The 20,882-nt window shown below is 58.5% G+C and carries 24 protein-coding genes and 1 pseudogene; 14 read left to right on the top strand and 11 right to left on the bottom strand.

Annotation, left to right across the window (positions count from 1 at the left end; all coding sequences use genetic code 11):
* Positions 1 to 165 (top strand): transposase (locus X733_RS1000000170855; RefSeq protein ID WP_245274441.1); only part of this gene is annotated, 165 nt, incomplete at its 5' end.
* A complete protein-coding gene (locus tag X733_RS149615) occupies positions 162 to 680 on the top strand; it encodes a hypothetical protein (RefSeq protein WP_023818953.1) in 519 nt (172 codons plus the stop codon). The genes X733_RS1000000170855 and X733_RS149615, both read left to right, overlap by 4 nt.
* A 271-nt stretch (positions 681 to 951) precedes the next feature.
* Here the strand turns inward: X733_RS149615 and X733_RS1000000169610 are convergent, their stop codons facing one another.
* Positions 952 to 1,332 (bottom strand): hypothetical protein, encoded by a 381-nt coding sequence (locus X733_RS1000000169610; protein ID WP_023741140.1) that lies wholly within the window; start codon positions 1,330 to 1,332, stop codon positions 952 to 954.
* A gap of 1,321 nt (positions 1,333 to 2,653) precedes the next feature.
* On the opposite strand from X733_RS1000000169610, the gene X733_RS149620 reads away from it, so the two are divergent.
* The gene (locus tag X733_RS149620) at positions 2,654 to 2,875 is read left to right on the top strand and encodes a DUF768 domain-containing protein (protein ID WP_023818951.1); all 222 of its coding nucleotides are present in this window, start codon (positions 2,654 to 2,656) and stop codon (positions 2,873 to 2,875) included.
* 189 nt (positions 2,876 to 3,064) lie between these two features.
* Here X733_RS149620 and X733_RS1000000169605 read toward each other — a convergent pair whose 3' ends face one another.
* The 3 genes from X733_RS1000000169605 to X733_RS149630 all read right to left on the bottom strand — a co-directional run bounded on the left by X733_RS1000000169605 (position 3,065) and on the right by X733_RS149630 (position 4,659).
* On the bottom strand, positions 3,065 to 3,250 hold the full coding sequence (locus tag X733_RS1000000169605) for a hypothetical protein (protein ID WP_023818950.1): 186 nt from the start codon (positions 3,248 to 3,250) through the stop codon (positions 3,065 to 3,067).
* A 427-nt stretch (positions 3,251 to 3,677) separates the two neighbouring features.
* Positions 3,678 to 3,899, bottom strand: a complete 222-nt coding sequence (locus tag X733_RS149625; protein WP_023818949.1) for a hypothetical protein — start codon at positions 3,897 to 3,899, stop codon at positions 3,678 to 3,680.
* A gap of 544 nt (positions 3,900 to 4,443) precedes the next feature.
* Complete coding sequence (locus X733_RS149630; RefSeq protein ID WP_023818948.1) at positions 4,444 to 4,659, bottom strand: hypothetical protein; 216 nt, start codon at positions 4,657 to 4,659, stop codon at positions 4,444 to 4,446.
* Positions 4,660 to 4,984: 325 nt separating this feature from the next.
* On the opposite strand from X733_RS149630, the pseudogene X733_RS1000000168140 reads away from it, so the two are divergent.
* A pseudogene (locus tag X733_RS1000000168140) lies at positions 4,985 to 5,212 on the top strand (helix-turn-helix domain-containing protein); the annotation flags it as partial.
* A gap of 219 nt (positions 5,213 to 5,431) precedes the next feature.
* On the opposite strand, the gene X733_RS149635 reads toward X733_RS1000000168140, so the two are convergent.
* The 7 genes from X733_RS149635 to X733_RS149665 all read right to left on the bottom strand — a co-directional run bounded on the left by X733_RS149635 (position 5,432) and on the right by X733_RS149665 (position 11,836).
* A complete protein-coding gene (locus X733_RS149635) occupies positions 5,432 to 6,178 on the bottom strand; it encodes a phosphatase PAP2 family protein (protein ID WP_031193386.1) in 747 nt (248 codons plus the stop codon).
* Between the two features lie 279 nt (positions 6,179 to 6,457).
* Complete coding sequence (locus X733_RS149640; protein WP_155924216.1) at positions 6,458 to 7,147, bottom strand: isoprenylcysteine carboxylmethyltransferase family protein; 690 nt, start codon at positions 7,145 to 7,147, stop codon at positions 6,458 to 6,460.
* A 269-nt stretch (positions 7,148 to 7,416) separates the two neighbouring features.
* Positions 7,417 to 7,923 (bottom strand): prepilin peptidase, encoded by a 507-nt coding sequence (locus X733_RS149645; RefSeq protein WP_023818944.1) that lies wholly within the window; start codon positions 7,921 to 7,923, stop codon positions 7,417 to 7,419.
* A 1-nt stretch (position 7,924) separates the two neighbouring features.
* The gene (locus X733_RS149650; RefSeq protein WP_023818943.1) at positions 7,925 to 8,476 is read right to left on the bottom strand and encodes a tetratricopeptide repeat protein; all 552 of its coding nucleotides are present in this window, start codon (positions 8,474 to 8,476) and stop codon (positions 7,925 to 7,927) included.
* A 51-nt stretch (positions 8,477 to 8,527) separates the two neighbouring features.
* Positions 8,528 to 9,478: a type II secretion system F family protein gene (locus X733_RS149655; RefSeq protein WP_023818942.1), complete on the bottom strand. Its 951-nt coding sequence runs from the start codon at positions 9,476 to 9,478 to the stop codon at positions 8,528 to 8,530.
* A 10-nt stretch (positions 9,479 to 9,488) separates the two neighbouring features.
* Positions 9,489 to 10,460, bottom strand: coding sequence for a type II secretion system F family protein (locus X733_RS149660; RefSeq protein WP_023818941.1), 972 nt, complete (start codon positions 10,458 to 10,460; stop codon positions 9,489 to 9,491).
* Positions 10,460 to 11,836 carry a CpaF family protein gene (locus X733_RS149665; protein WP_023818940.1) on the bottom strand — a complete coding sequence of 459 codons (1,377 nt, stop codon included), beginning with the start codon at positions 11,834 to 11,836 and terminating at the stop codon, positions 10,460 to 10,462. The genes X733_RS149660 and X733_RS149665 overlap by 1 nt, the downstream gene beginning before the upstream one ends.
* Before the next feature lie 898 nt (positions 11,837 to 12,734).
* On the opposite strand from X733_RS149665, the gene X733_RS149670 reads away from it, so the two are divergent.
* The 10 genes from X733_RS149670 to X733_RS149715 all read left to right on the top strand — a co-directional run bounded on the left by X733_RS149670 (position 12,735) and on the right by X733_RS149715 (position 20,869).
* Positions 12,735 to 12,917, top strand: coding sequence for a Flp family type IVb pilin (locus X733_RS149670; RefSeq protein ID WP_023818938.1), 183 nt, complete (start codon positions 12,735 to 12,737; stop codon positions 12,915 to 12,917).
* An 89-nt stretch (positions 12,918 to 13,006) separates the two neighbouring features.
* A complete protein-coding gene (cpaB, locus tag X733_RS149675; RefSeq protein WP_023818937.1) occupies positions 13,007 to 14,062 on the top strand; it encodes a Flp pilus assembly protein CpaB in 1,056 nt (351 codons plus the stop codon).
* Positions 14,063 to 14,116: 54 nt separating this feature from the next.
* The gene (locus X733_RS149680; protein WP_023818936.1) at positions 14,117 to 15,562 is read left to right on the top strand and encodes a type II and III secretion system protein family protein; all 1,446 of its coding nucleotides are present in this window, start codon (positions 14,117 to 14,119) and stop codon (positions 15,560 to 15,562) included.
* A gap of 4 nt (positions 15,563 to 15,566) precedes the next feature.
* Positions 15,567 to 15,845, top strand: coding sequence for a hypothetical protein (locus X733_RS149685; protein WP_245274437.1), 279 nt, complete (start codon positions 15,567 to 15,569; stop codon positions 15,843 to 15,845).
* A 72-nt stretch (positions 15,846 to 15,917) separates the two neighbouring features.
* Entirely contained in the window at positions 15,918 to 17,378 is a 1,461-nt protein-coding gene (locus tag X733_RS149690; RefSeq protein WP_023818934.1) for a pilus assembly protein TadG-related protein, read from the top strand.
* A 4-nt stretch (positions 17,379 to 17,382) separates the two neighbouring features.
* Positions 17,383 to 17,910 carry a TadE/TadG family type IV pilus assembly protein gene (locus tag X733_RS149695; protein ID WP_023818933.1) on the top strand — a complete coding sequence of 176 codons (528 nt, stop codon included), beginning with the start codon at positions 17,383 to 17,385 and terminating at the stop codon, positions 17,908 to 17,910.
* A 41-nt stretch (positions 17,911 to 17,951) separates the two neighbouring features.
* Positions 17,952 to 18,548, top strand: coding sequence for a TadE/TadG family type IV pilus assembly protein (locus X733_RS149700; protein WP_245274436.1), 597 nt, complete (start codon positions 17,952 to 17,954; stop codon positions 18,546 to 18,548).
* Complete coding sequence (locus X733_RS149705; RefSeq protein ID WP_023818931.1) at positions 18,545 to 19,711, top strand: AAA family ATPase; 1,167 nt, start codon at positions 18,545 to 18,547, stop codon at positions 19,709 to 19,711. The genes X733_RS149700 and X733_RS149705 overlap by 4 nt, the downstream gene beginning before the upstream one ends.
* Positions 19,692 to 20,279 carry a L,D-transpeptidase gene (locus X733_RS149710; RefSeq protein ID WP_023818930.1) on the top strand — a complete coding sequence of 196 codons (588 nt, stop codon included), beginning with the start codon at positions 19,692 to 19,694 and terminating at the stop codon, positions 20,277 to 20,279. The genes X733_RS149705 and X733_RS149710 overlap by 20 nt, the downstream gene beginning before the upstream one ends.
* Positions 20,276 to 20,869 (top strand): hypothetical protein, encoded by a 594-nt coding sequence (locus X733_RS149715; protein ID WP_023818929.1) that lies wholly within the window; start codon positions 20,276 to 20,278, stop codon positions 20,867 to 20,869. Before X733_RS149710 ends, X733_RS149715 begins: the two co-directional genes overlap by 4 nt.
* Positions 20,870 to 20,882: the final 13 nt, after the last annotated feature.

Raw genomic sequence — 20,882 nt, 5'->3', positions numbered from 1 at the left:
CGGCTCAACGAGGAAATCCGCCGGCGCACCTATGTCGTGCGCATCTTCCCCAACACCGAAAGCTGCCTGCGCCTGGTCAGGGCCTTGGCCGTCGAGACCAATGCGCCAAGCCGCATGACCAGCATCATGACCAGCATCATGGCTGCCCCATTTTGCAGAACTTGACGCACACAACCTTTTTCGGGGAGTTGCGGACGCTGGATACCGTAACTGTCGGCGACCTTCGGGCAAGGCGCCTGGTGCGCAGTCATGATGTGCCCTCAAGCGCCAATTCCGAGATCTGGTTCATATCAGCCGGCAGCGGCGACATATTGGAAAACACAACGTCGACCGACATCGGGTTCACTTTTGATGGCGGCAACCCGTCTGTCACGGCGCAGATTTACAGAGTGGTTGGAGCTTCTGAGATACCTGCCGCGATAGCTGCAGAAAGCGGCGACAGGATTACCATCACCATTCCAGCCGATGGCATCGCTTTTATCTCGCTCATCGCTTCCGGCACCACCTCCGGGTCCATGAGCAATGTCACCGAAGATTTTAGTGCCCTTTGTGGAAAGGATTTCCTTGGCATCCATGCATCAACAAGTTCGACCTCCGCTGAATCAGAGACTGCTACGTTTTCGGGAAACTCAACGGCAGATTTTGCTGCTGTCGCACTTCAGTCGGCCGCAGCGAGATAGCTAACCAGCCAGCGCCATTCCAAAGCAAACGCCTAGGCCGACAGCGAGGCCAAGGAACAGCTTGGCGGCAAGATCGAGGGCGAAGGCGCGGACTGGGCGCCACACGTCTGAGCGGGGCTCTCTGAGGGCGTTGGCGATATCATCGAACACCGTTTCCATGGAATGATTCTAGATCGGAACTCCGGGAATGTGAATCCCCTGTTTGTTCCACTTTCGCTCCATTGGGCAACCTGCACGGTTCGCCCGAAACCGTGCAGGCAGCAAAGGTGGCTTAACGCACCACTCTTAAGCCACTCGACTCCAGCCACGCTAGTGCCGTCTCTGCAAAGGTCGCGCAATTGTCCAAAGGATCATTGTTTTCATAGAGCGTGGCTTGATAGGCTGCTGCTATGCCTTCAAAAATGGCGGTTAGAACTTGGTCGCGGCCTCTGGCGGCGTCAGCGGCCGGTTCAACAGTCATCTTTGGTGTTTCTGGGTGTTTGCCTTCCATGAGGAAGTCGAGGAGCGCCGACACCAGCCACTCGGCGCTGTCCCTGTCCAGTTCGAGGAAGGTTGTGTGGTCGTCATCGGTCACCAGTTTCAGTGCGCCTCGCAACGGATTCCGCGATACCACCGTCACGTCACTATCCTGATATTCGACAATTTTGGTCATCACTTTGCTCCATGTTTTTTAGTGGCCGCAACGCCGCCATGGGCGCGGAAGCCGGATTGTTGTTGTTTGGAGTTGTGCTTGGGCAGCCGTGCTGCTCGTTGTCTACGACGTAAGGGCTCCCCCATCGTCGGTTATCACGCGGCTTCATTTCCAAAGGTGCCCGGGCCGCTTCTCTCAAGGCACGCAGTGAAGGTACCTAACCCGCTCGGGCAGTCAAGAGGGCGGAGGGGGCAAGCCATGCGGCTGGCACCAACCGCTAGCTAGGCTGCCTCGTTATTCTCACCCTTGGAACATTGTGGCCTCGAACACTTCGGGCGTTGCACTGCCCCATCAGTGCACGTTCCCTTGTTCTGTTGGAACTGGCCGGCTGCCGAAAGGAGGCCGGCTTTTTTGTATATAAGCGGAACCTGAAATTTGGGGGCTTTGTTGATAGAACGGCAGCGAGTGGGTGTTCGCTGCTGGTCGAGGTCCCGCAAGACTCGGCCGGGCTCGCATCACACCTGCCCCTGTACGGTGCGAGCCCATCGTCGNTTGTTGATAGAACGGCAGCGAGTGGGTGTTCGCTGCTGGTCGAGGTCCCGCAAGACTCGGCCGGGCTCGCATCACCTCGCCGGGCGGTGCGAGCCCACAATCGCGGGCCATCTGGTCCGCTGCTTCAGCTTGGGCTTCATCAGAATGAAGGGCGACATGGTTCATCCGAATGTAGAAATTTGCGTTGGGGGGAGGTGAGAATGAGGCTACCAGGAAATGTGTTGGCTGGGAGAACGCCCAGGTGCAGTGCGGTCCGCGAAAGCGATCAATGAGGTTGAATGCACAGAACGTGCCGCCAAGACAGCCAGGTTGAAATCGCTACGCTTGGCTCAGATCTTGCCAGAGGCCGACCCGCACTTTTCGTTCAACGAGGAACTCGACTGCTCGGTACTTGTCGCCGTGCTGGCTCGGGAACCGCATAATAATCCAAAGCGGCCCGAATCCCATTCTTTCCGGCGGCTGCCCCTGCGACGAGGCCTTTGATCTCCTGAAGCAGTCGCCGTTAGGCTTTGTCAACAATCGGCTTTTTTCGCAGTGGCGACCTCCACATGGCTCTCAACAACGCGCACGTGCTCGGCGTCGACAGTCACCAGTGGCCGGAGGCTGACGGTTACCTTGTCGCCGTCGATGCGCGTGACCGGGCCGACTGATTCCATATGCTGGCCGATCACGGCCTTCGAAGTCGAATCGACAACCGAATGCGGAAGTCATAGGAGGGAATCGTCACGCGCGATCGGGTGTCACTCGGCCGCGGGCGGGTGCGGTGTCAAGGACGAGAGGTTGCTAATAAATGAGCGTCGGTGGCTTGAAGTTTCTCGATAAGTGGGTAGCCAAACAACTGCCCATTGTGGCGCGGCGAGACCTCATCCTTGGCGACTTGAAAGACCAAGTGATGACAGCTGCCGAGAAGGCCGGCATTCCTGCCGACCAGATCAACGGCGAGCTTGAAAGCGTCTTCGAATTGATTATCGAATTGAATCGTCGTGGCGCCGAAAGGGCGGACTTAGCCTGAAGGCTTCCCCGACGTGCCGGTCATGTTCTACATGCCGGACTGCCTGACAAGGGGCTCGCTTACCTAACCGGCCAGCGCCACGCCAATGCCATCTCAGAGCAAATGTGGATCGAAACCGCGAATCCGTGAATCCCCGGTTTGTTCTGGTCATGGCTTCTGCGCCGGTCCGGTCACACAGCGCTGGTGAGTTCACCCCTCCGGCTGGGCAGGGTCCGGTTCTTGGTGCCGCTCTCGTTCTTTTTCGAGGAACAGCTTGGCGAGTTCGCCCCACTCAGGATGATCCGTGGTTTTATGCTCTTCTACGAACTCGAGGAAAGCCTTGCGCAAAGCGTCAAGGTCGAAAACCCCAAGATGCTCGCCCATACCGTCGTCCATGCCCGCGCCTCTCAACGGTATTAGCTTGTCCTCTCGTTTGAGCCTTCAAGAGGGATTCCCTGAGTTTCGGCTTGGGAGCGCCTACGTCGAATTTCGGTCGCGGCTCAAGAGAACCTCGACGGCATCTGATAGCCCGCGACCGTCTCGGCACGGTCACGTGGCCCTGGGGCAGCAGTTTTGCCTCGCAGTGCCGCCAGCAAGTGGGCCTACAACGTGTTTGCGGTGACAGACACCTACCCCGAGCTTCGGGCTGAAAGCCTTATCATTGATCCAGACGCGGAACTGGAGGACGGGTGCGTTGTGCTCGCTATGTTTGGAGGCGGTCATCCGCAAACCATTAGCTGGCGCTTCCCGCGCTACAGAACCTGGAACGATCCAGTTTAATTCTCGAAGAATTTGGCTCGCAGCCTCACTGTGGCGGGCTTTTTTATTGCTCAGCCCCAACGTCTCGACGCCGGCTGCGGAACGCAAACGTCGTGATGTCGTCACGGGAAATCCCGATGTCGCTGAGCATGTCGTCTGGTGATTCGCTAAACTCGTCCGTTGCCTTCAACAGCGCCTTCTGCTCGGCTCGATGACGGACCCAATCGGCAAGGGGACCAACTGCGACAAGAGGAAGATTCACAAGCATAGGAAGGTTCACAAGCATCGTACCACTCCCTTACCGCTGCAGGAAACTGTACGTAGCCTACGCCGATACGTCGATGCGTCTGTGACAAACCTCACAGATCGATCCGAACGGGCAAAAACTGCCCGGATGCCTGACGGTGGCGGGCTTTTTATATATTAGCAATGCATAAAATTCGAGAAGGTTCATGGCATGGTTGTTAGCAAACTCGCTGCTATCGTGCGACGCAGGTCTCGGTGGATGGTGTGCTGGAATGCGCGGGGCTGGATGGATCAGGGGTCTGATGGAAGCTGATGCTCGCGATCTGCGGAGCGAGATCAGTCGGCTCCAAATAGACTTGATCGCTGCCGCCAACTCTCAGGGCAAATCCAGGCTGCATGACGTCGCGCACACACTGCGATGCCAGAAGGCGCGGCTGGAACGTCTGGAGGAGTGCCTCGCTTCAATGACGTCGAATGTCCGGCCAGAGGCATCCGCAACCCCGCCCCATGAAGGCCGGCCGTAAAGGCAGCTCATCATTTCCAAAAGAGAACCCGCTGCCTCACGGTGGCGGGCTTTTTATTGCTCAGCCCCTACGTCTCGACGCCGGGCTGCGGAACGCAAACGTCGTGATGTCGTCACGGGAAATCCCGATGTCGCCGAGCACGTCGTCTGGTGACTCGCTCAACTCGTCCGTTGCCTTCAACAGCGCCTTCTGCTCGGCTCGATGACGAACCCAATCGGCAAGGGGAGCAACGGCGACGAGAGGAAGATTCACAAGCATAGGAAGGTTCACAAGCATCGGGACCACTCCCTTACCCCTGCAGGAAACTGCACGTAGCCTACGCGGATGCGTCGATTGCGGCGGAAGGTCATGCGAAGCCGGAAATCTTTGCCAGGAATGGTAGCCTCCGTGCGGATCGCCGGCTCCCGAGTCAGATCACCACCAGGCGACTCCTGCAAAAGCAGCTAATTTGGGAGACTGTGTGCAGAGAGCGCACAGATTCTTCTTCTCTTCCTTTTTTCGATCTGGAACCTGCCATTGAAGCGACCTTCGATGATCCTGCCAATGTCGTAGGAGCGCTGGGGAACGCATGGCACGCTGTCCAAGCTCGAACTGAGCGGGGCGGCGAGGCGCGCTGAAGCTGACCGACCGCGAGCAGGAGATCCCGGCTCTTCGCCGCGGGTCGGCGAAACCATTCCGCGTCACGAGCTTGTCGGTGACGATTCCGAAGTCGGCGAGCGCACCATAGACGTCGAGATCAACCGGCTGCGCCGCAAGATCGAGCGCGATCCGTCCAATCCGGTCTGTTGCGACCGTGTGCGGCATCGGGTATCGGCTCAGCGTGGAATAGCGGTTGCGCTTTCGACGTTCGGCCTCGCGACGGCCGAGCGGATTGCCGAGGTTCAGTTAAGCCGATCCAGGATTCCAGAGCTGCCAGCCAGCACCAGATCTTTGTAGATCTCGAAGACTATCGTGCAAATCGCAGCCATCGAGATCGGCACGCCGAACGGGACGAGGCCCTTGCGGCCAGATGCTGTACATAGAGCCGGAAGGCACCCTCGGGCGAGTGTCAGCGCAATCTGGCCGTCTCGCTGCCGATCCTCGCGGCGCCATCGACATGGACCCGCTCATAAGCACCGATCATTCTGACGGCAAAGATGGACGCCACGCCTACCAATGCTCCAGCAAACACGTCGATCAGGTGATGCCCGCCTTCGGGAAGTGTGGAGATGACCATTATCGCATTCAGGCCGCCTAAAGGCCAAGACAACCAGCGATAGTCGCGAAGCGCGTAGACGACCATGATGCCGAGCGCAGTGTGGAAGGAAGGGAAGGTAACCAATCCGTTGCTTTTGGCCATGACAAGATCGAACGGTTCGCCGGATCGCAGTGCCATCAAAGTCTCGTAGTGCCACATCCCAGCTTGGACGGTGAAGTGGTTGAATTGCTCTGCAGTCGGCTTAAAGTAGGCGTAGGCACCTTCAGCCGGTACAAGCGCCATTGTCGCTCCCGCCAGCACGGATGACACTGCAAGCAGCGCGACGAACTCCAAAATCTTATCGTTTCTGTTTGTGGCTATGTTCAACAACAGGACAAGCGGAACCTGCGGCCCGAGCGCGTGGTATGCAAAGATTAACACCGGAGCTATCAACTTGTTGTTGGTAATGGATAGAAACCAAAGCCAATCGAATCCCATACGCGCGTCGATGGAAGCAAGCACCGGATCGGCAAGCGGGCGCTCGGTGGCACTGCCAACATGCATTAGGATGGTCGTGCAGATCAGCAATGGGACAAATGTCGCAGCAGCAAGCGTCAAACTTCCAAGGAAATCGGAAGCCCTGCGAACAAATTGGCCTGTCGGAGAGCCGTCGTCCCGCACACGCCGTGTTATGAGCCAAGAAACTATGCCAGATAGGAAAATGCATAGTGCAACTGCTAAAATGTCGGACCAATTAAGTGGTGAAAAGCGGACCATCGAATGGGACAGCCACAGCATATCAACGAGCCCCAGCAGGACTGATATGGTCAACGTCGCACAAAGATAGTTTCTTGTTCTCATATCCTCACCGCATAAGCTGTATAGGGTGAATTCTCCTTACCGTGGGCCGGACACTGGCAACGCTGCGCCAGAGAGGCGCGGCACGAGCATGGGGACCCGCTGAGCGTACTCTTGGTATTCGGGGAAGGCCGCGCGCAAAACCTTCTCCTCGTTCACCATCCGCCTATACTGGAAGGTGAGGGCGACTGTGCCGACTACAACGGTTATCCATGTCGGATTGCCAACGATTATTCCAAGCAGGCCGATCGCCTCGCAGACGTATAGCGGGTGCCGCACAATCTGGTACGGACCTGCGGTAACAAGTCGTCTCGCCTGGGCAAGGATGCTGAACGATCGTCCAAGCCACCATAGGCACCAAATGCAAAGGGCAAAACCAACGACGGTGATGAGGTCGGCAACAAGCTGAAGCTGCGGAAGTATTTGAGCGGAGGGGACAGCAATCAAAGTTGCAGTGGCGAAGCACCCGATCAGGGCCGAAATCCGAGGCTCGAGCCCTTGCGCCGTTTTCACGGGTGGAAGGCGGGCCACTGTTGTCGCGACAATAAGCACGAGGAAGCCGAGAGCGGCAACGTCTGCCATGGCGTCGATAATCCGCGCCACCGTCCATTCTAGATCGCGAGGAGCCATGACTATGGCCCCGGCCTTCAATGTCGCGCAGATCGTGAAGTAAAGCGTCATCGTTGCGCGCCCGATGAAATCACGTATCGCTGGTGAAGGGAGCTTCATTGAATTTGCCCGCCAAGCACTATGGGAACGCCGTTGAAGACGCTAGATTAGTCGTTGAAGACGGGTTTCCTGAGAATCTTCTGACCGGGTGGTTGGTCGAACAGATGCTCGATCAGGACGAAGATCAAAGCCGTAATCAACAGTGCTTTGAGATTCAGAAAATCCATACGGCGCCCCGCCGACAAGACACGATCCAAGCACTTCGTCGGTTTTAGCGCAAGTTAATGGTTTCCAGAAGGTTAACTGGCGGAGCTAGAGCAATGGCCCACCTAGTGCGTTTGACTGTATGCGATCTGGAACGCTATTGTGCAGATTGCTGCTGCTGAAATAGGTACGCCAAACGGCACGACGCCCTTGCGTTCCAGGTGCTGGACGTAGAAACGGAAGGCGCCCTCAGGCAGCAAGAGCGGGTTTTTCACAATCAACGCCGTGGCGAGGGCGAAAACCAGCAGCAGCAGAGAGAACACTGCAAGACCGCCTCCGCCGGTCAGGAATGGCATGACCGCCATCAGCTTGACATCGCCGGCACCGACCTTGCGCAATGCCCAGAAAGGGAAGAGAGCAAGAAACAGGACGAGACCGGCCAGCGCGCTCAGGCCCATGTCCCACCATGATCCAACCAGGATCGATACGAACTGCAGTGACCCCAGTCCAAGGCAAAGCAGCAGGAGCACTTCGCGGTTGGAAATCTTCTGGGTCGTGAAGTCGAGCCACGCAATCCTCGCGAGCAAGGGTAAGGCGAGCGCTTTCAGCACCAGCGAAGCGGCAAGCAGCATTCTACTGCCGCTCGATGTTCTGCACACTGGACGACAGGAGCTTCAGATTGTTGACCACGGTCGGATCGTTGGGCGCGAGTTCGTAGGCTTTGAGGAAATTGCTGCGCGCATCCTGCAGCTTGCCGCGCAGCAGGTAGGAATAGCCGACATTGTTGTAATATTCGGGCGACGGGCCAACCAGCTTGAAGGCTCGGGCGTAGGCCCGGTCGGCGAGGTCAAAGCGGTGGATGCGGTCGCTGCAGGCGGCCAGGCCCATCCATGCGCCACCATCGTTGGGCGCCAGTTGCGTCGCCTTGTAGAACAGCGCTCCCGCATTGCCGTAGTTCTCCGCGCGAAACTGGTTCTTGGCTTCGGCAACGGCCTGATCGGACGCATAGTATTCGACGTCGCTGACCGTTTTCAACCCATCGAAAGCGTCGCCAAAGGACGTCACGTCGCCTTTCGACGGCTCGTTGGTGCGAACGACACGGTCGGTGGTGTTCGCCCCGTTCGTCTGGCAGCCGACGAGTGCCGCCATGAACAGGCAGGCCACGACTGCAATTGGCCTTTTCATAAATCTCCCCTTGAGTCCCCGACCCATATTAGGACCAAAGCATATGCGCAACTAGAAGAAAATGCCTTTCATGCGGATGACCACAGGTAGCATGATCACCATCATCACGACGGGGAAGATGCATAGGCCCAATGGAATCATCATCTTGACCGGCAAAGCATTGGCGCGCTCCTCGGCGCGCAGGATCCGCTGCGTGCGCATCTCGTCACTATAAACGCGCAGGGCTTCCGTCAGGCTGGTGCCCAATTCTTCCGATTGCCGAAACAAAACCGCCAAGGCCCGCGCCTCTTCGAGACCGATGCGGTCGGCAAGTTCACGCAGCGCTTCCCGCAACGGCTTTCCAGCGCGCAGCTGCAGATTCATGATCGAAAGCTGGATACCGAGCCATTTATGGGTACCAGCCAGTTCAGCGCCGACGCGCTCAACCGCCGCCTCCAGGCTCATGCCGGCATCGGCGCAGGTGATCATCATATCCATGAAGTCCGGAAAAGCGCGACGATAAACCTGCTTTTGGCCATTCTCGAATCGATCGAGCGCGATGCTCGGAATGACGATACAGCCAAGTCCTAGCAGGGCCGCACCAGCAAAGGCAATGCCGCCTTGCAAGTAATTCGGCAACACGCGCGAAAGAAGCGCGTACGTTACCAAGAATCCGACACACACGGCGGCAAGGCGAGACAATGTGTAAATGATCGGCGCACTGGATTGATAGAATCCGGCCCGGAACAACTTGGCTTCAAGCGCATTTGGCTCGCCGCGTTCCTTCTCCAGAGCGCGGAAATAGGCATCGACAGGCCGCTGCGCCGAAATCCTGTTGAGTTCCTGCCGCGCGCCAAGTGATCGCCGATTGCTGATGCCCTCGGACAAAAGGCTTTGCGTAACCATTCTTCTGGTCTGGAGGGCCGGCATCAAAACCAACGCGGCCACGACAAAAAATGCGGCCGCCGCCAGAAAGACCGCAAGCGAGAGCATAAGGGCCGAGTCTCCAATATTGGTCAGCAAGTCCGTGCCCTCAGAAATCGAAATTGACCATGCGGTACATGATGAAGTCCCCCAGCAGCGCCCAGAGTCCGAAGATCAGAAACACCGGCAAAACAAGTGGGTTTCCCCACACATCTCCGTAATAGCTCGGGGCGAGGCCCGTGAGGATGCCGAGCATGAGAACCGGAAACAGTGAAATGATCCAGGCCGACATGCGTCCCTCGGCCGAAAGCGCTTTTATCTTCATCCGGAGCGTCCGCCGTCCGCGCAACACGGAGGCGAGATTCGACAAGATTTCCGTCAGATTGCCACCGGTCTTGGCCTGGATTGAGAGAGACACAGACAGAAGGTGAAGCCCTTCGAAGCCGACCCTTTCCGAAAGCTTCCGCACCGCTTGCTCCAAGCTCAGACCGAAGGTGATTTCGTCTGACACAATTCCGAATTCGGTCCCGAGCGGATCAGGCATCTCGCGCGCAACCAGGCCGATGGCCACGGTGGTTGGGTGACCGGCGCGTAGCGACCGAACAATCATATCGAGCGCGTCAGGAAGCTGCGCTGCAAATTTCTGGATTCGCTTGTTACGGGCACGCCTCAGGACGAGAAGTGGGAGCGCTAACCCGACAAGCACGAAGGCTATGACCGCCACAATGGCCGAGAATCCCAGAAGCAACGACAGCACCAAAGCCAGCACCAAGCCAGCGAGCGGGAACATCGACGCAAATGCGAGCGGATTACCAGTAATGCCCGATTGCGTATAAAGCCTATTCAGCGCAACCGCGCCGAAAAGGTAATCGCCTGATGCCGTCAGCCCGCGCTCCTGCAACAGTCCTTGCAAACTCTGTTCGGCCGGAGATTCCTCTCCCAATCGCTTCAGCCGCCGATTGATCGCGCCCACTCGCGCCCGCCGCCCCGCAAAAGACAGGTAGAGGGATTCGGCGGCGAGGATAACGGATGCCGCTGCCAGCACATAAATGAAGTAGAGCAGAGTCTGGCCGGTCGGCATCACAGCGAAACCTGCGGATTGAAGGCGTCTTTGGCGAATTGGTGCCCCAAAGTCGCCGCCTCCTGGGCAAATCTCGGCCGGACACCGGTCGCACGAAAGTCGCCAATGATAGTTCCGTCCGTACCTACGTCGCGGCGGACGAAATGATAGATCTCCTGAAGCTGGACGACATTGCCTTCCATGCCGGTCAGTTCCGAAATCGAAACGACCCGCCTGCCACCATCGGAAAGGCGCTGCGTCTGCACTATAATATCGATGGCCGATGCAATCTGTGCGCGAATGGATTCGTGGCTCATCGGCATGCCAGCCATGCCGACCATCTGCTCGAGCCGCGATATCGCATCACGCGGCGTGTTGGCGTGGATCGTGGTCATCGACCCCTCGTGGCCGGTGTTCATGGCCTGCAGCATGTCAAAAGCTTCCTCGCCGCGAACCTCGCCGACGATAATGCGGTCCGGCCGCATGCGAAGCGCATTCTTCAGCAATTCACGCTGCCGCACTTCGCCCTTGCCCTCGACATTGGGCGGGCGCGTCTCCAGCCGCCCGACATGCGGTTGTTGCAGCTGCAACTCGGCCGCATCCTCGATCGTTATCAGGCGCTCCTTGGAAGGGATGTAGCTGGACAAAGCATTGAGCAAGGTGGTCTTGCCGCTGCCGGTGCCGCCCGAAACCAGGATCGATTTGCGCGCCTGCACGGCGATCCGCAGCAGATCCACCATCGGCTGGCGGATCGAATTGAAAGCCATCATGCGCTCGAGCGAATAGGGGTTCTTCGAGAATTTGCGGATCGACACCAGCGGACCATCCACCGAGATCGGCCGCACCGCGATATTCACGCGCGATCCGTCTGCCAAACGCGCATCCACCATAGGCGACGATTCGTCCACGCGCCGACCGATGGCCGAGACGATCTTGTTGATGACACGCAACAGATGCGCCTCGTCACGGAAACGGATCGCTGTCTCCTCGATCACGCCGCGGCGCTCGATGAAGACCCGCTTGTGCGTATTGATCAAAATGTCGGCAATGGTGTCGTCTTTCAGTAGCGGCTCGATCGGCCCGAGCCCCAGCATCTCGTCGGCCGTGTCGCTGGTCAATTGATCAAGCTCGCGAGCATTCAGCGGCACATTGCGACCACGTACGAATTCGCGCACGATCGGGCGTATTTCATTCAGGATCTCATCCTTAGACGCACTTTCTAGGGTGGTCAGGTTGAACCGGTCGATCAGATGTCGGTGGAGATCGACTTTCAGCGCCAGGAACTCGTCGCCCTGCGGCGCCAGATCGGCAGCAGGCGCAAGCGGTGTTGTGATTGGCGGGGCCGCAGTCTGCACAGCCTGACGCTCGTCCGGTGCTTTGATGAAGCGGCCTAACATCTCGCCCGAGTCCCCTGAATTTCCCAAGCCTGAAACTAAGCGTTAACCAAGGGAGGCACAAGCGCCGCGCAGCGCCATGGCGACGATACTTACAACATAGTTAAGGAGGGTCTCCAAAAAAAACGTTTTATTTTGGATGAAGCACCCTTCCACGACACCTCTCGGAACCTTTCAAACCGCAACAAGGCTGTACGCAGTCGACAACTCCCCGTAAGCCGTTAGATATAAAGGTATATGCCGTACGACTAATATGGCTAGCCTTTTGTCTTACCTGTGGCAGAATTATGAACGAATGGTTAAGGGCGCTTGAAAAATTAATCGAATCAAGATCTTGTGGAAATTTAGGCCGCTCCCGATCAGGTATTGCAAGGTTAAGGAACTGTTAATCCGTTTGACTCTGCTTTTTCACGCGACCTAGGATTGAGATGACGGGGGATGCTTGGGTATGGGGTTACCTCCTTGGCTCTGTCTCGTCGGGTTCAACTCCAAAAGGGAGAAATTGACATGAAGAAGCTCATGACGATGACCCGGCAGTTCCGCGACGACGAAAACGGCGCTGCAATGGTCGAATATACAATCCTGCTCGGCATCATCACTATCGCAGTGATTGNGACGAAAACGGCGCTGCAATGGTCGAATATACAATCCTGCTCGGCATCATCACTATCGCAGTGATTGCGTCGATCGTTGTCGTCGGCGCTTGGGTCGGCGCTCGGTGGACGGCGCTTTCCACGACGTTGACTGCCAACCCGTAGTGGCTTGACGACACCATCGACGCCGAGGACATCCTCGGCGTCGATGGACTAGGGCTTGCGATTGAAAGTGACGGAGATGCTTGAGTATGGATTTCATCCTTGGCTCGTCTCGTCGGGTTCAAACTCCAAAAGGAGAAATTGCCATGAAAAAGCTCATGACTATGACCCGGCAGTTCCGCGATGACGAAAACGGCGCTGCAATGGTCGAATATACAATCCTGCTCGGCATCATCACTATCGCAGTGATTGCGTCGATTGTTGTCGTCGGCGCTTGGATCGGCACCCAGTGGACGACGTTGTCCACGACGTTGGTTGCTAACCCCTGATATCTTGACAGGTCCACCGACACCGAGGGCACCCCCGGCGTCGATGGAACGCAGCGAACTGCGCAAACACAATCTGGCGGGGCAAATCTATGCGCGCTAATACTGTCATAATGATCATCCTCGCCGGCGTGTTCGGCGTGCTCGCGGTGGTGCTTGCCAATATCTGGCTGGCCAATCAACGGAGCGCCATGGCACGAACAGGAGATGTAGAGCGCGATACTGTCGTCGTGGCGACAGTGGCGCTGAAATTTGGTGACACGCTGTCGGCGGACAAGCTGCGTGTGGTCGATTGGCCGTCTGGTGCGGTTCCGGCCGGCGCCTTCAAAACGACGGAAGAACTTCTGACGAAAGACCTTCCAGCCGGAGGAGGCACAAAGCAGGCGTTGCAGTCGATCGGCGTCAACGAACCTGTCCTCGCCACCAAGATAACCGGCCCTGGCCAGCGCGCCACGCTGTCGGCGGTGCTTGGCGAAGGCATGAAGGCCGTTTCCATAAGGGTCAACGACGTCCTCGGCGTCGCGGGATTTGTTTACCCGGGCGACCGGGTTGATGTGCTGCTGACGCGCAAGATGCGGACTGCGGAGGGCGCGGACCAAAGTTTTGTCGACGTGCTGTTGCAGAGCATGAAGGTGCTCGCCGTCGACCAGGTAGCCGATGAGAGCAAAGACAGCCCGACAGTGGTGAAGTCGGTTACACTTGAGGTCAGCACCAAGGACGCCCAGAAACTTACGCTTGCCGCCGATGCCGGTCAGTTGTCGCTGGCGCTGCGCCAGGCCGCCGCCAGTAAAGGTGAGACGACGGAGCGTATTACGCTGTCGGACCTGACCGGCGACACGCCCGACGATGTCGCCAAAAGGCAGGCTGAACTTGCCAGGCAGGCAGCAGCCGACGCCGAGGCGGCAGCCGAGCGCAAGCGCGCCGACGATAAGATCGCCGGACTGGCCCAGGCCGTCGAACGGGTAGGAAGCAAGCTCGACGATCTGAGCAAGGTCAAGCCGGCTCCGGCGGTGGCCTCAGCACCCGAAGTTCAGGAAGTCGTCAAGGAAGTGGTCAAGTATGTGACTCCCGAGCCACCGGCGCGGGCGACGGTCGGCGTATTTCGGGGTGTCAAGCTCGAGACATATGACGTGCCGCGACAACCATGATAAGGTGCGGCCAACAAAATAGGGCTGCGTCGGCAGCGAGTGGGGATTTTGGGGATGCGGAGGTCTTGGTTAAAGGTAGCGGCGGCCGCGTTGTCGTGTCTGGCCGCACTATTGCCATCGAGCCTTGCGGCTGATGCAGCAGACCGTTTCATCGATGTGTCAAACCCAAGCGTCCATCGGATTTTCCTGCCGATGTCACAGTCGGTGACGCTCCAGGTGAGCGCCAATCTCGGTGACATCGTCGTTGGCGACGAGAAGATCGCCGATGCCCAGCCGATGACCGACCGGACGCTTTACGTCATTGGCAAGAGCGCCGGCACCACCACGGTCAATCTCTTCTCCCCGGACAAGCGCTCGCTTGGTGTCATCCAGATCGAGGTGGGCGTCGACGTCAGCGACATGGCTCAGGCGATCCGCCAGGTGGCGCCCAGGGCGCGCATCGAAGTCGGCTCGGTGAACGGCAGGGTGAGGCTTGGCGGCCATGTCAAGGACGGCGCCACTCTGGCAGCCATCCTGGAGGTGGCAAAGCAATATGGTCCCGACGACATCATCAATTCCGTCACTGTCGACGACAGCCAGCAGGTCAATCTCGAAGTGCGCGTGCTCGAGGCCAAGCGCAACGCCGGCCGCGATCTCGGCGTGTCGATCAAGGGCAACAACAGCAGCGGCACCACCAAGGTCGGAACCGGGATTACCGCGGTCGACAAAGATAACGTGGTGCTCGGCGGCGCAGGTTTTCTCAGCAACCTCCTCTCCAACTCGACTCCCTTTGGAGCGTTGCTCACCCGCATTATCGACAGCAACATCAAAGTCGACTTGTACATCGAGGCGCTCGAGGCCAAAGGCGTGGTACGCACGCTGGCGAACCCTAATCTCACCACGCTTTCCGGTGAGGAAGCCAGCTTCAACGCCGGCGGCGAGGTTCCCATCCGCAGCCTCGACAAGGATGGCCAGATTCAGATCGAGTTCAAGCAATTCGGCGTGAATCTGAAGTTCACACCTGTCGTGCTTGCAGACGACAAGATCCACATAAGGCTGTCGCCGGAAGTCAGCGACTTGACAGGCTTCACCACCGCCGGCGACCCGATCTTCACCAACCGCAAGCTGGAAACCGTCGTCGAACTGCGCGACGGCCAGAGCTTCGCGGTCGGTGGCCTGCTGTCGAGCAAGACCACCAAGCTTCAGAACCAGGTGCCGTGGATTGGCCAGGTGCCGATTATCGGGACGCTGTTCCGTAATTCGAGCAACCAGAAGGAAGAGACCGAACTGGTCGTCATCGTCACGCCGCATATCGTGCGGCCGGTGCAGCCCGGCGAACAGCTGGCGACGCCGTTCGACAAGACACGGCCGGCCAACGATCCGGAATTCTTCGTGCTGGGTCAGCTTGAGGTGAACAAGGACATGATCCGAAGATATGAAACGGGCGATGGCGTGACCGGCCCTTATGGCCACATGCTGGACTTCCATTCGAAGGACAAGATGCTCTATGTCAAGAAATAGCGCCTTGATCCTCATTCTATGCGTCTGCGCACTGTCGGGCTGCGCCGCGGACTATCTGAACCACTACGACTCGGTGACCCTGGCCGCCGGCGACACGCAGAAATACAATTCGCTGCTGCAGACGGTCGATCCGCTCAATCCTGCGTCCAAAAACACGAGGATCGGAGGCGACGGGGTGCGTGCCGCTGCCATTGCAAACAGCTACAAATTTCCGCCACCGCCGCCCCCCCCGCCGGCCATCACCGTCAATGTCGGAGCGCCTGCCACCAACACGGTGGAATAAACAGAAGGATGCGGTTTCAGTGCGCCAGGCACAACGAGGAAACCTGGCATCAGGGGAGCAAAGAGTAAAGCCATGCTGCGAGCCATTCGCGCGTTCTGGCACGATCAGAGGGGAATAGCGCTGATACTCGTCAGCGTCATGCTGCCAGCCATCATCGGCTTCTCGCTGCTGGCGATCGATATGAGCCGGGTCAACAATTTGCATAATGATCTGCAGAAAGGCGCGGACGCGTTTGCCCTTGCCGCGGCTGCTGAGCTTGATGGTCAATCCGACAGCATCACCAGAGGTGACCACGCCCTGGCTACGCTTGTGGCCAACAACTACACCTTCTCGACTGTAGGTTCAGGTGTCCCGCAGACGCTGGCTGCCGCCGGGGTGACGCGACGCTATCTCCGGTCTTTGCCTGCATCCGACAATTTGCCGATAGCCTCGGCCAATATCATCACGGATGAAATCACGGACGCCAGGAATGCCCGCTTTATCGAGGTGACGGTGACCCCAGTCGGCTTCGCTGCAATCTTCCCAGCATCGTTCTTGACCGGCAACTCCGCGAGCAATTCCTTCAATGTGAGCGCGGTCGCGGTAGGCGGCTTCAAATCGAGCGTCTGCGACTACACCCCGGTCTTCATGTGCAATCCCTACGAAGATACGAGCCTCACCGGTGGTGTAACGTTGGAAATGGCTGCCAATCAGCTGCAGTATCGCCGTCGCCAAATACTTCTGCGAGATAATGGCTACTACCAACCTGGTAACTTCGCCTTTCTTGCTTCGCCAGAGGGTAACGGCGCGAACGCATTGGAAGCGTCGCTCGCCCGCGTGAAGCCGGTCGGCTGCTATGCCCAAGATGGTGTTGACACCGAACCGGGACAAAGCACCGGCCCCGTGCAAGACGGGCTGAATGCCCGCTTCGGTATCAGCAAAAGTTACATTGGAACGTCGACTGGCCCAGCGGCCAATGTCCGGATGGGGCTCAAAAACATCAACTGCAACAACGGCCAAACCGACTTTGAGACCGACCCAACAAAGGGTGTCGGCTTGGAGCGAGACTCCTGCCAGATCACCGGCACCTGCAGCCTGATGGGCGGCCGTATGGGCACCGGCGATTGGAATGCCAGCCGCTACTGGACCGTCAATCATTCGACACGCGGCGCTTTGCCTTCATCGCTCGTGGGAGCCACCCGCTACGAAATGTATCGCTACGAGCTTAACCCCGACGGGAACCCCGCGACCAACGACAGCATCGCTGGAGATGCAGCGGTAAGCGGAGAAACCGGTAATCCGTCCTGCGGCCAGACACCGGTCACAAGCGTAGACCGGCGCGTCCTCTACGGTGCCATCATCGACTGCAATGCAATCGGGGGGTTCAACGGTCGCGCCAACAATATTCCAGTTCGCGCTTTCGGCAGCTTCTTCATCACCGAGCCTATCAAGGACAGCAAGGACATTTATGTCGAGCTGATCGACATCACCGGCAAGGGTGGGCGCGGCACGCTCGATAATTTCCTGCGCGACGAAGCACAGCTCTACCGGTGACGCGATGATCAGAACCCTGTTCCGTCATCTCGATCGATTTCGACGCGACCACGGCGGGGCGGCGCTCGTCGAAATGACGCTGATCACGCCGCTGATGCTGATCCTGTCGGCTGGCGTGTTCGAATTCGGCAATCTGATCCACGACAAGCTGCTGATGGAGGCCGGGCTTTCGGACGGTGCTCGCTATGCAGCGCGCTGCAATAGCCAGATGTATACCGACTATGCCGATGCGGGCTTCACTGCGATCAACTGTGCGGACGTCGCCACAAACATCGCGGTGTTCGGCAACGCGGACGGGACACCACCCTCGCGTGTCGCCGGCTGGCAGAAATCGAACGTCACGGTGACTAGCGGGTCTTGCCACGACGCCGTGGAGGCCGGTGTTACCAAGTATCGCTCCACCACAGCACAGGTCTGCGTCGTCAGGGCGGCAGGCACTTTCGCATATACAGGCGTCGGGATGCTGTCATTCATCAACGTCAGCCCGATCACCTTGAGCGGCTTCCATGAGGAGCGGTTGATCCGGTTCTGAAAATGATCAGGCGTTTCGCAACATCGGAGGACGGCGCGGCGATGGTCGAGATCACCATCGTGTCGACGCTGCTGTTTACGCTTGTCCTGGGCTTCGTCGATTTCGGCTACGCACTGTATCAGTGGAACGCGGCGACCAAGGCCGTGCAGGTCGGTGCCCGGCTGGCGTCGATCTCCGATCCGGTTGTCAGCAATCTGACTGCCGCCGCCCCCACCTCGGTGCCGGGTGCCCCCGTACGGGCCGGCATCTATGGTCCGTTTGTCTGCTCGTATACCGGAACCACGGGTGCATGCAGCAATGGCGGCGCATTCGATGCTGCCGCCTTCAGCCGTATCTTCCGAGGCGACACTGCAAACACCGCCAACGACGTCTGTCCCGCCTTGGCCGCCAACCAGCGGCCAGGAATGTGTCATTTCTTCCCGGGCCTGCTGCGCAGCAACGTTGTCATCACCTATTCCGCCACGGGCCTCGGCTTCCAGACGCGGCTGGGCGGACCAGTGCCGACAATCAGCGTAAGCCTGCAGAACAGGAGCTTCCAATTCTTCTTCCTGAACGGACTGATGGGTTTCGCCGATATCAACATGCCCTCCATGCTGAGCACGGTCACGGGCGAAGATTTGAAGAGTACTGCGTCATGAATGCCATCAACACCAAGGTTACACCGACCAAGCGAAAGCAGGTGGCGCTGTTCTCGTCGGATCCGAATTTCAAGCGCGATGTGGCGACGCGGCTCGATGCGCTGGCGATCTACGACGTCAGGGTTTCCGAGACGAGCGACTTCCTTAGGGGGCCGCCCGCGGATACGCGCCCCGGCATCGTCATCCTCGACCTCGGCAATGGCGAGTTGCTCGGAAGGCCGGGCATCGTCGAGGCGCGCGCCCTTTGGGCAACCGTGCCGCTGATCGCGGTCTCAGACGAGCTGTCGTCGGAGCAGACGCGTGTGCTGGTGCGCATGAACGCTTCGGACTGGCTGCACAAGCCGCTCGACGGCAAGGAACTGCTGAACGCGGTGACCTTCCACGACACCGGCAACCAGGGAACCAAAAGCCGCATCATCACCTTCATCAGCGCCAGCGGCGGCGCCGGCGCGACGACGCTCGCTTTGTCGGCGGCCGAATTCCTGGCGTCGAAATCGAAGGAACGCGGGGCTTCCACCTGCCTGGTCGACCTCGATTTCCAGAGCGCCAATTGCGGCGCCTATCTCAACCAGTTCAACCAGTTCGACCTTGGCGGCATTATCGGCCAGCCGGAGAGGCTCGATGTCGAACTGATGGACGTCATCAAGCTCTCGCGCCCGTCCGGGCTGACGCTCTATTCATTCGAGAGGCCGCAATTGCCCTTCGAACCGCAGGGCAGTGATTTTGTCTTCCGGCTGCTGGACCTTGTGGCCTACCGGTTCGACGACATCGTCATCGACCTTCCGAACATCGAGACGCCTTGGCACAATTCCGTGCTGTCGACGAGCGATGAGATATTCATCGTCTTCGAACTCAACGTCGCCTCACTGCGGCAAGGCAAACGGCTCTACAAGAAGATCCGTGAGTTGCGTGGCAATGCTGTCAGCATCACGCTGGTCGCCAACAAGCATAAGCGCAAATGGTTCGGCAACCACTTTTCGCGCAGCGAACTCGAAAAGATCTTCAAGGCGCCGCACATCAAGTCGGTCGCGCTGGACAATGCGCTCCTCACCGATGCGCTGAACCGTGCTATCCTGCCTGCCGAGGTGGATGGGCGTGCGCGCTTCAACAAGGACCTCAAGCGGATGTTCAAAGAGCGGCTCGATGACGCTGCTGCCAAATAGGTATCGGATCGTCCTTGGGTTGGTCTGCGCCATGGGCATGGCGCTGGCGATGTCGGTCCAGGACTCCGCCAGCGCGCGATCGGCACTTTCGGATCGGCCGCCGCTGCCGGCAATGGGCCCCAGCCTGCGCAAGACCGTCGCCTTTGAAACCACGGAACAACCCGGAACGATTGTTATCCGCAAGGGCGAGAAAGCGCTTTATCTGGTGACCCGACAAGGCCAGGCGCTTCGCTATCAGATCAGCGTCGGACGCGACGGATTTGGCTGGACCGGGGTCGTCAAGGTGGGGGCGAAGACCGAATGGCCGGAATGGCGCCCACCCCGCGAAATGCGCGCCCGCCAGCCGGACCTGCCGCAAATGGTGCCGGCCGGTCCCTACAACCCACTCGGCGCCAGGGCGCTCTATCTGCTTCGGGACGGGCGTGACACGCTCTATCGGATACACGGAACCAACGATCCCAAGGGTGTTGGCTTCGACGGAACATCGGGGTGTTTTCGCCTTACCAACACCGATGTGATCGATCTCTTCAAGCGCGTCGCGATCGGCGCAAAGGTGGTGGTTCAATGACGATGATCAGCGAACCGGACATGCCGGCAATCGAGATTGGGACAGCAACCCACATTGGAGAGCAAGCTGCCGTTGTGAAACCGAGCGACAAAAGCATTATCGGCGCGGTCATCATCGGCACGTCCCTGCTCACCTTGGTGAATATGGTAGCCGCGGTTTATCTCTACCGCGGCATCAGCGATATGCGATTTTTGGAAGGGCGCCTGGAACAACTCGGGACGTTCGAACAACGAATCGGCAGCCAGTTGGATACGGTCAACAACGGTTTTCAGAGCCGATTTGAAAAACTGGACACTCAACTGCAGAGCAGCTTTGGCGAAATCAACCGGAGCATAGCCCGGCTGGAACAGAGCCAGCCTATTGCCCATGACGAAATCACGTCGAGCGCAGCGGAACCTTCCGTCGACACGACCAGCAGCATGGCGGAGGCGCCTGCTGTTCTCGATGGCGAAGACGCGACCGACCACAACGTTGTCGATGCGCCGCGTCCAGCGAAAAACAGGATCGCGGCCGCAGCGCCTGCCCCAAGCTCCAACTACCAGCGCATAGAGCAGGCCGACGGCAAGGTTTACTACCGGAAGATCAACTAACGCCGGAAAAAAT

The organism is Mesorhizobium sp. L2C066B000, from assembly GCF_000502335.1.
GTDB lineage: Bacteria > Pseudomonadota > Alphaproteobacteria > Rhizobiales > Rhizobiaceae > Mesorhizobium.
Note: the sequence above shows the minus strand (reverse complement) of the source record. Positions and strands in the feature narration are given on the sequence as shown.

Excerpts from the sequence above, each read along its gene's own strand:
- X733_RS1000000169610 (WP_023741140.1), bottom strand. The coding sequence starts at position 1,332 with ATGACCAAAATTGTCGAATATCAGGATAGTGACGTGACGGTGGTATCG.
- X733_RS149620 (WP_023818951.1), top strand. The coding sequence starts at position 2,654 with ATGAGCGTCGGTGGCTTGAAGTTTCTCGATAAGTGGGTAGCCAAACAA.
- X733_RS1000000169605 (WP_023818950.1), bottom strand. The coding sequence starts at position 3,250 with ATGGACGACGGTATGGGCGAGCATCTTGGGGTTTTCGACCTTGACGCT.
- X733_RS149625 (WP_023818949.1), bottom strand. The coding sequence starts at position 3,899 with ATGCTTGTGAACCTTCCTATGCTTGTGAATCTTCCTCTTGTCGCAGTT.
- X733_RS149630 (WP_023818948.1), bottom strand. The coding sequence starts at position 4,659 with ATGCTTGTGAACCTTCCTATGCTTGTGAATCTTCCTCTCGTCGCCGTT.
- X733_RS149640 (WP_155924216.1), bottom strand. The coding sequence starts at position 7,147 with ATGAAGCTCCCTTCACCAGCGATACGTGATTTCATCGGGCGCGCAACG.
- X733_RS149645 (WP_023818944.1), bottom strand. The coding sequence starts at position 7,923 with ATGCTGCTTGCCGCTTCGCTGGTGCTGAAAGCGCTCGCCTTACCCTTG.
- X733_RS149650 (WP_023818943.1), bottom strand. The coding sequence starts at position 8,476 with ATGAAAAGGCCAATTGCAGTCGTGGCCTGCCTGTTCATGGCGGCACTC.
- X733_RS149660 (WP_023818941.1), bottom strand. The coding sequence starts at position 10,460 with ATGCCGACCGGCCAGACTCTGCTCTACTTCATTTATGTGCTGGCAGCG.
- X733_RS149665 (WP_023818940.1), bottom strand. The coding sequence starts at position 11,836 with ATGTTAGGCCGCTTCATCAAAGCACCGGACGAGCGTCAGGCTGTGCAG.
- X733_RS149670 (WP_023818938.1), top strand. The coding sequence starts at position 12,735 with ATGAAAAAGCTCATGACTATGACCCGGCAGTTCCGCGATGACGAAAAC.
- cpaB (WP_023818937.1), top strand. The coding sequence starts at position 13,007 with ATGCGCGCTAATACTGTCATAATGATCATCCTCGCCGGCGTGTTCGGC.
- X733_RS149680 (WP_023818936.1), top strand. The coding sequence starts at position 14,117 with ATGCGGAGGTCTTGGTTAAAGGTAGCGGCGGCCGCGTTGTCGTGTCTG.
- X733_RS149690 (WP_023818934.1), top strand. The coding sequence starts at position 15,918 with ATGCTGCGAGCCATTCGCGCGTTCTGGCACGATCAGAGGGGAATAGCG.
- X733_RS149695 (WP_023818933.1), top strand. The coding sequence starts at position 17,383 with ATGATCAGAACCCTGTTCCGTCATCTCGATCGATTTCGACGCGACCAC.
- X733_RS149700 (WP_245274436.1), top strand. The coding sequence starts at position 17,952 with ATGGTCGAGATCACCATCGTGTCGACGCTGCTGTTTACGCTTGTCCTG.
- X733_RS149705 (WP_023818931.1), top strand. The coding sequence starts at position 18,545 with ATGAATGCCATCAACACCAAGGTTACACCGACCAAGCGAAAGCAGGTG.
- X733_RS149710 (WP_023818930.1), top strand. The coding sequence starts at position 19,692 with ATGACGCTGCTGCCAAATAGGTATCGGATCGTCCTTGGGTTGGTCTGC.
- X733_RS149715 (WP_023818929.1), top strand. The coding sequence starts at position 20,276 with ATGACGATGATCAGCGAACCGGACATGCCGGCAATCGAGATTGGGACA.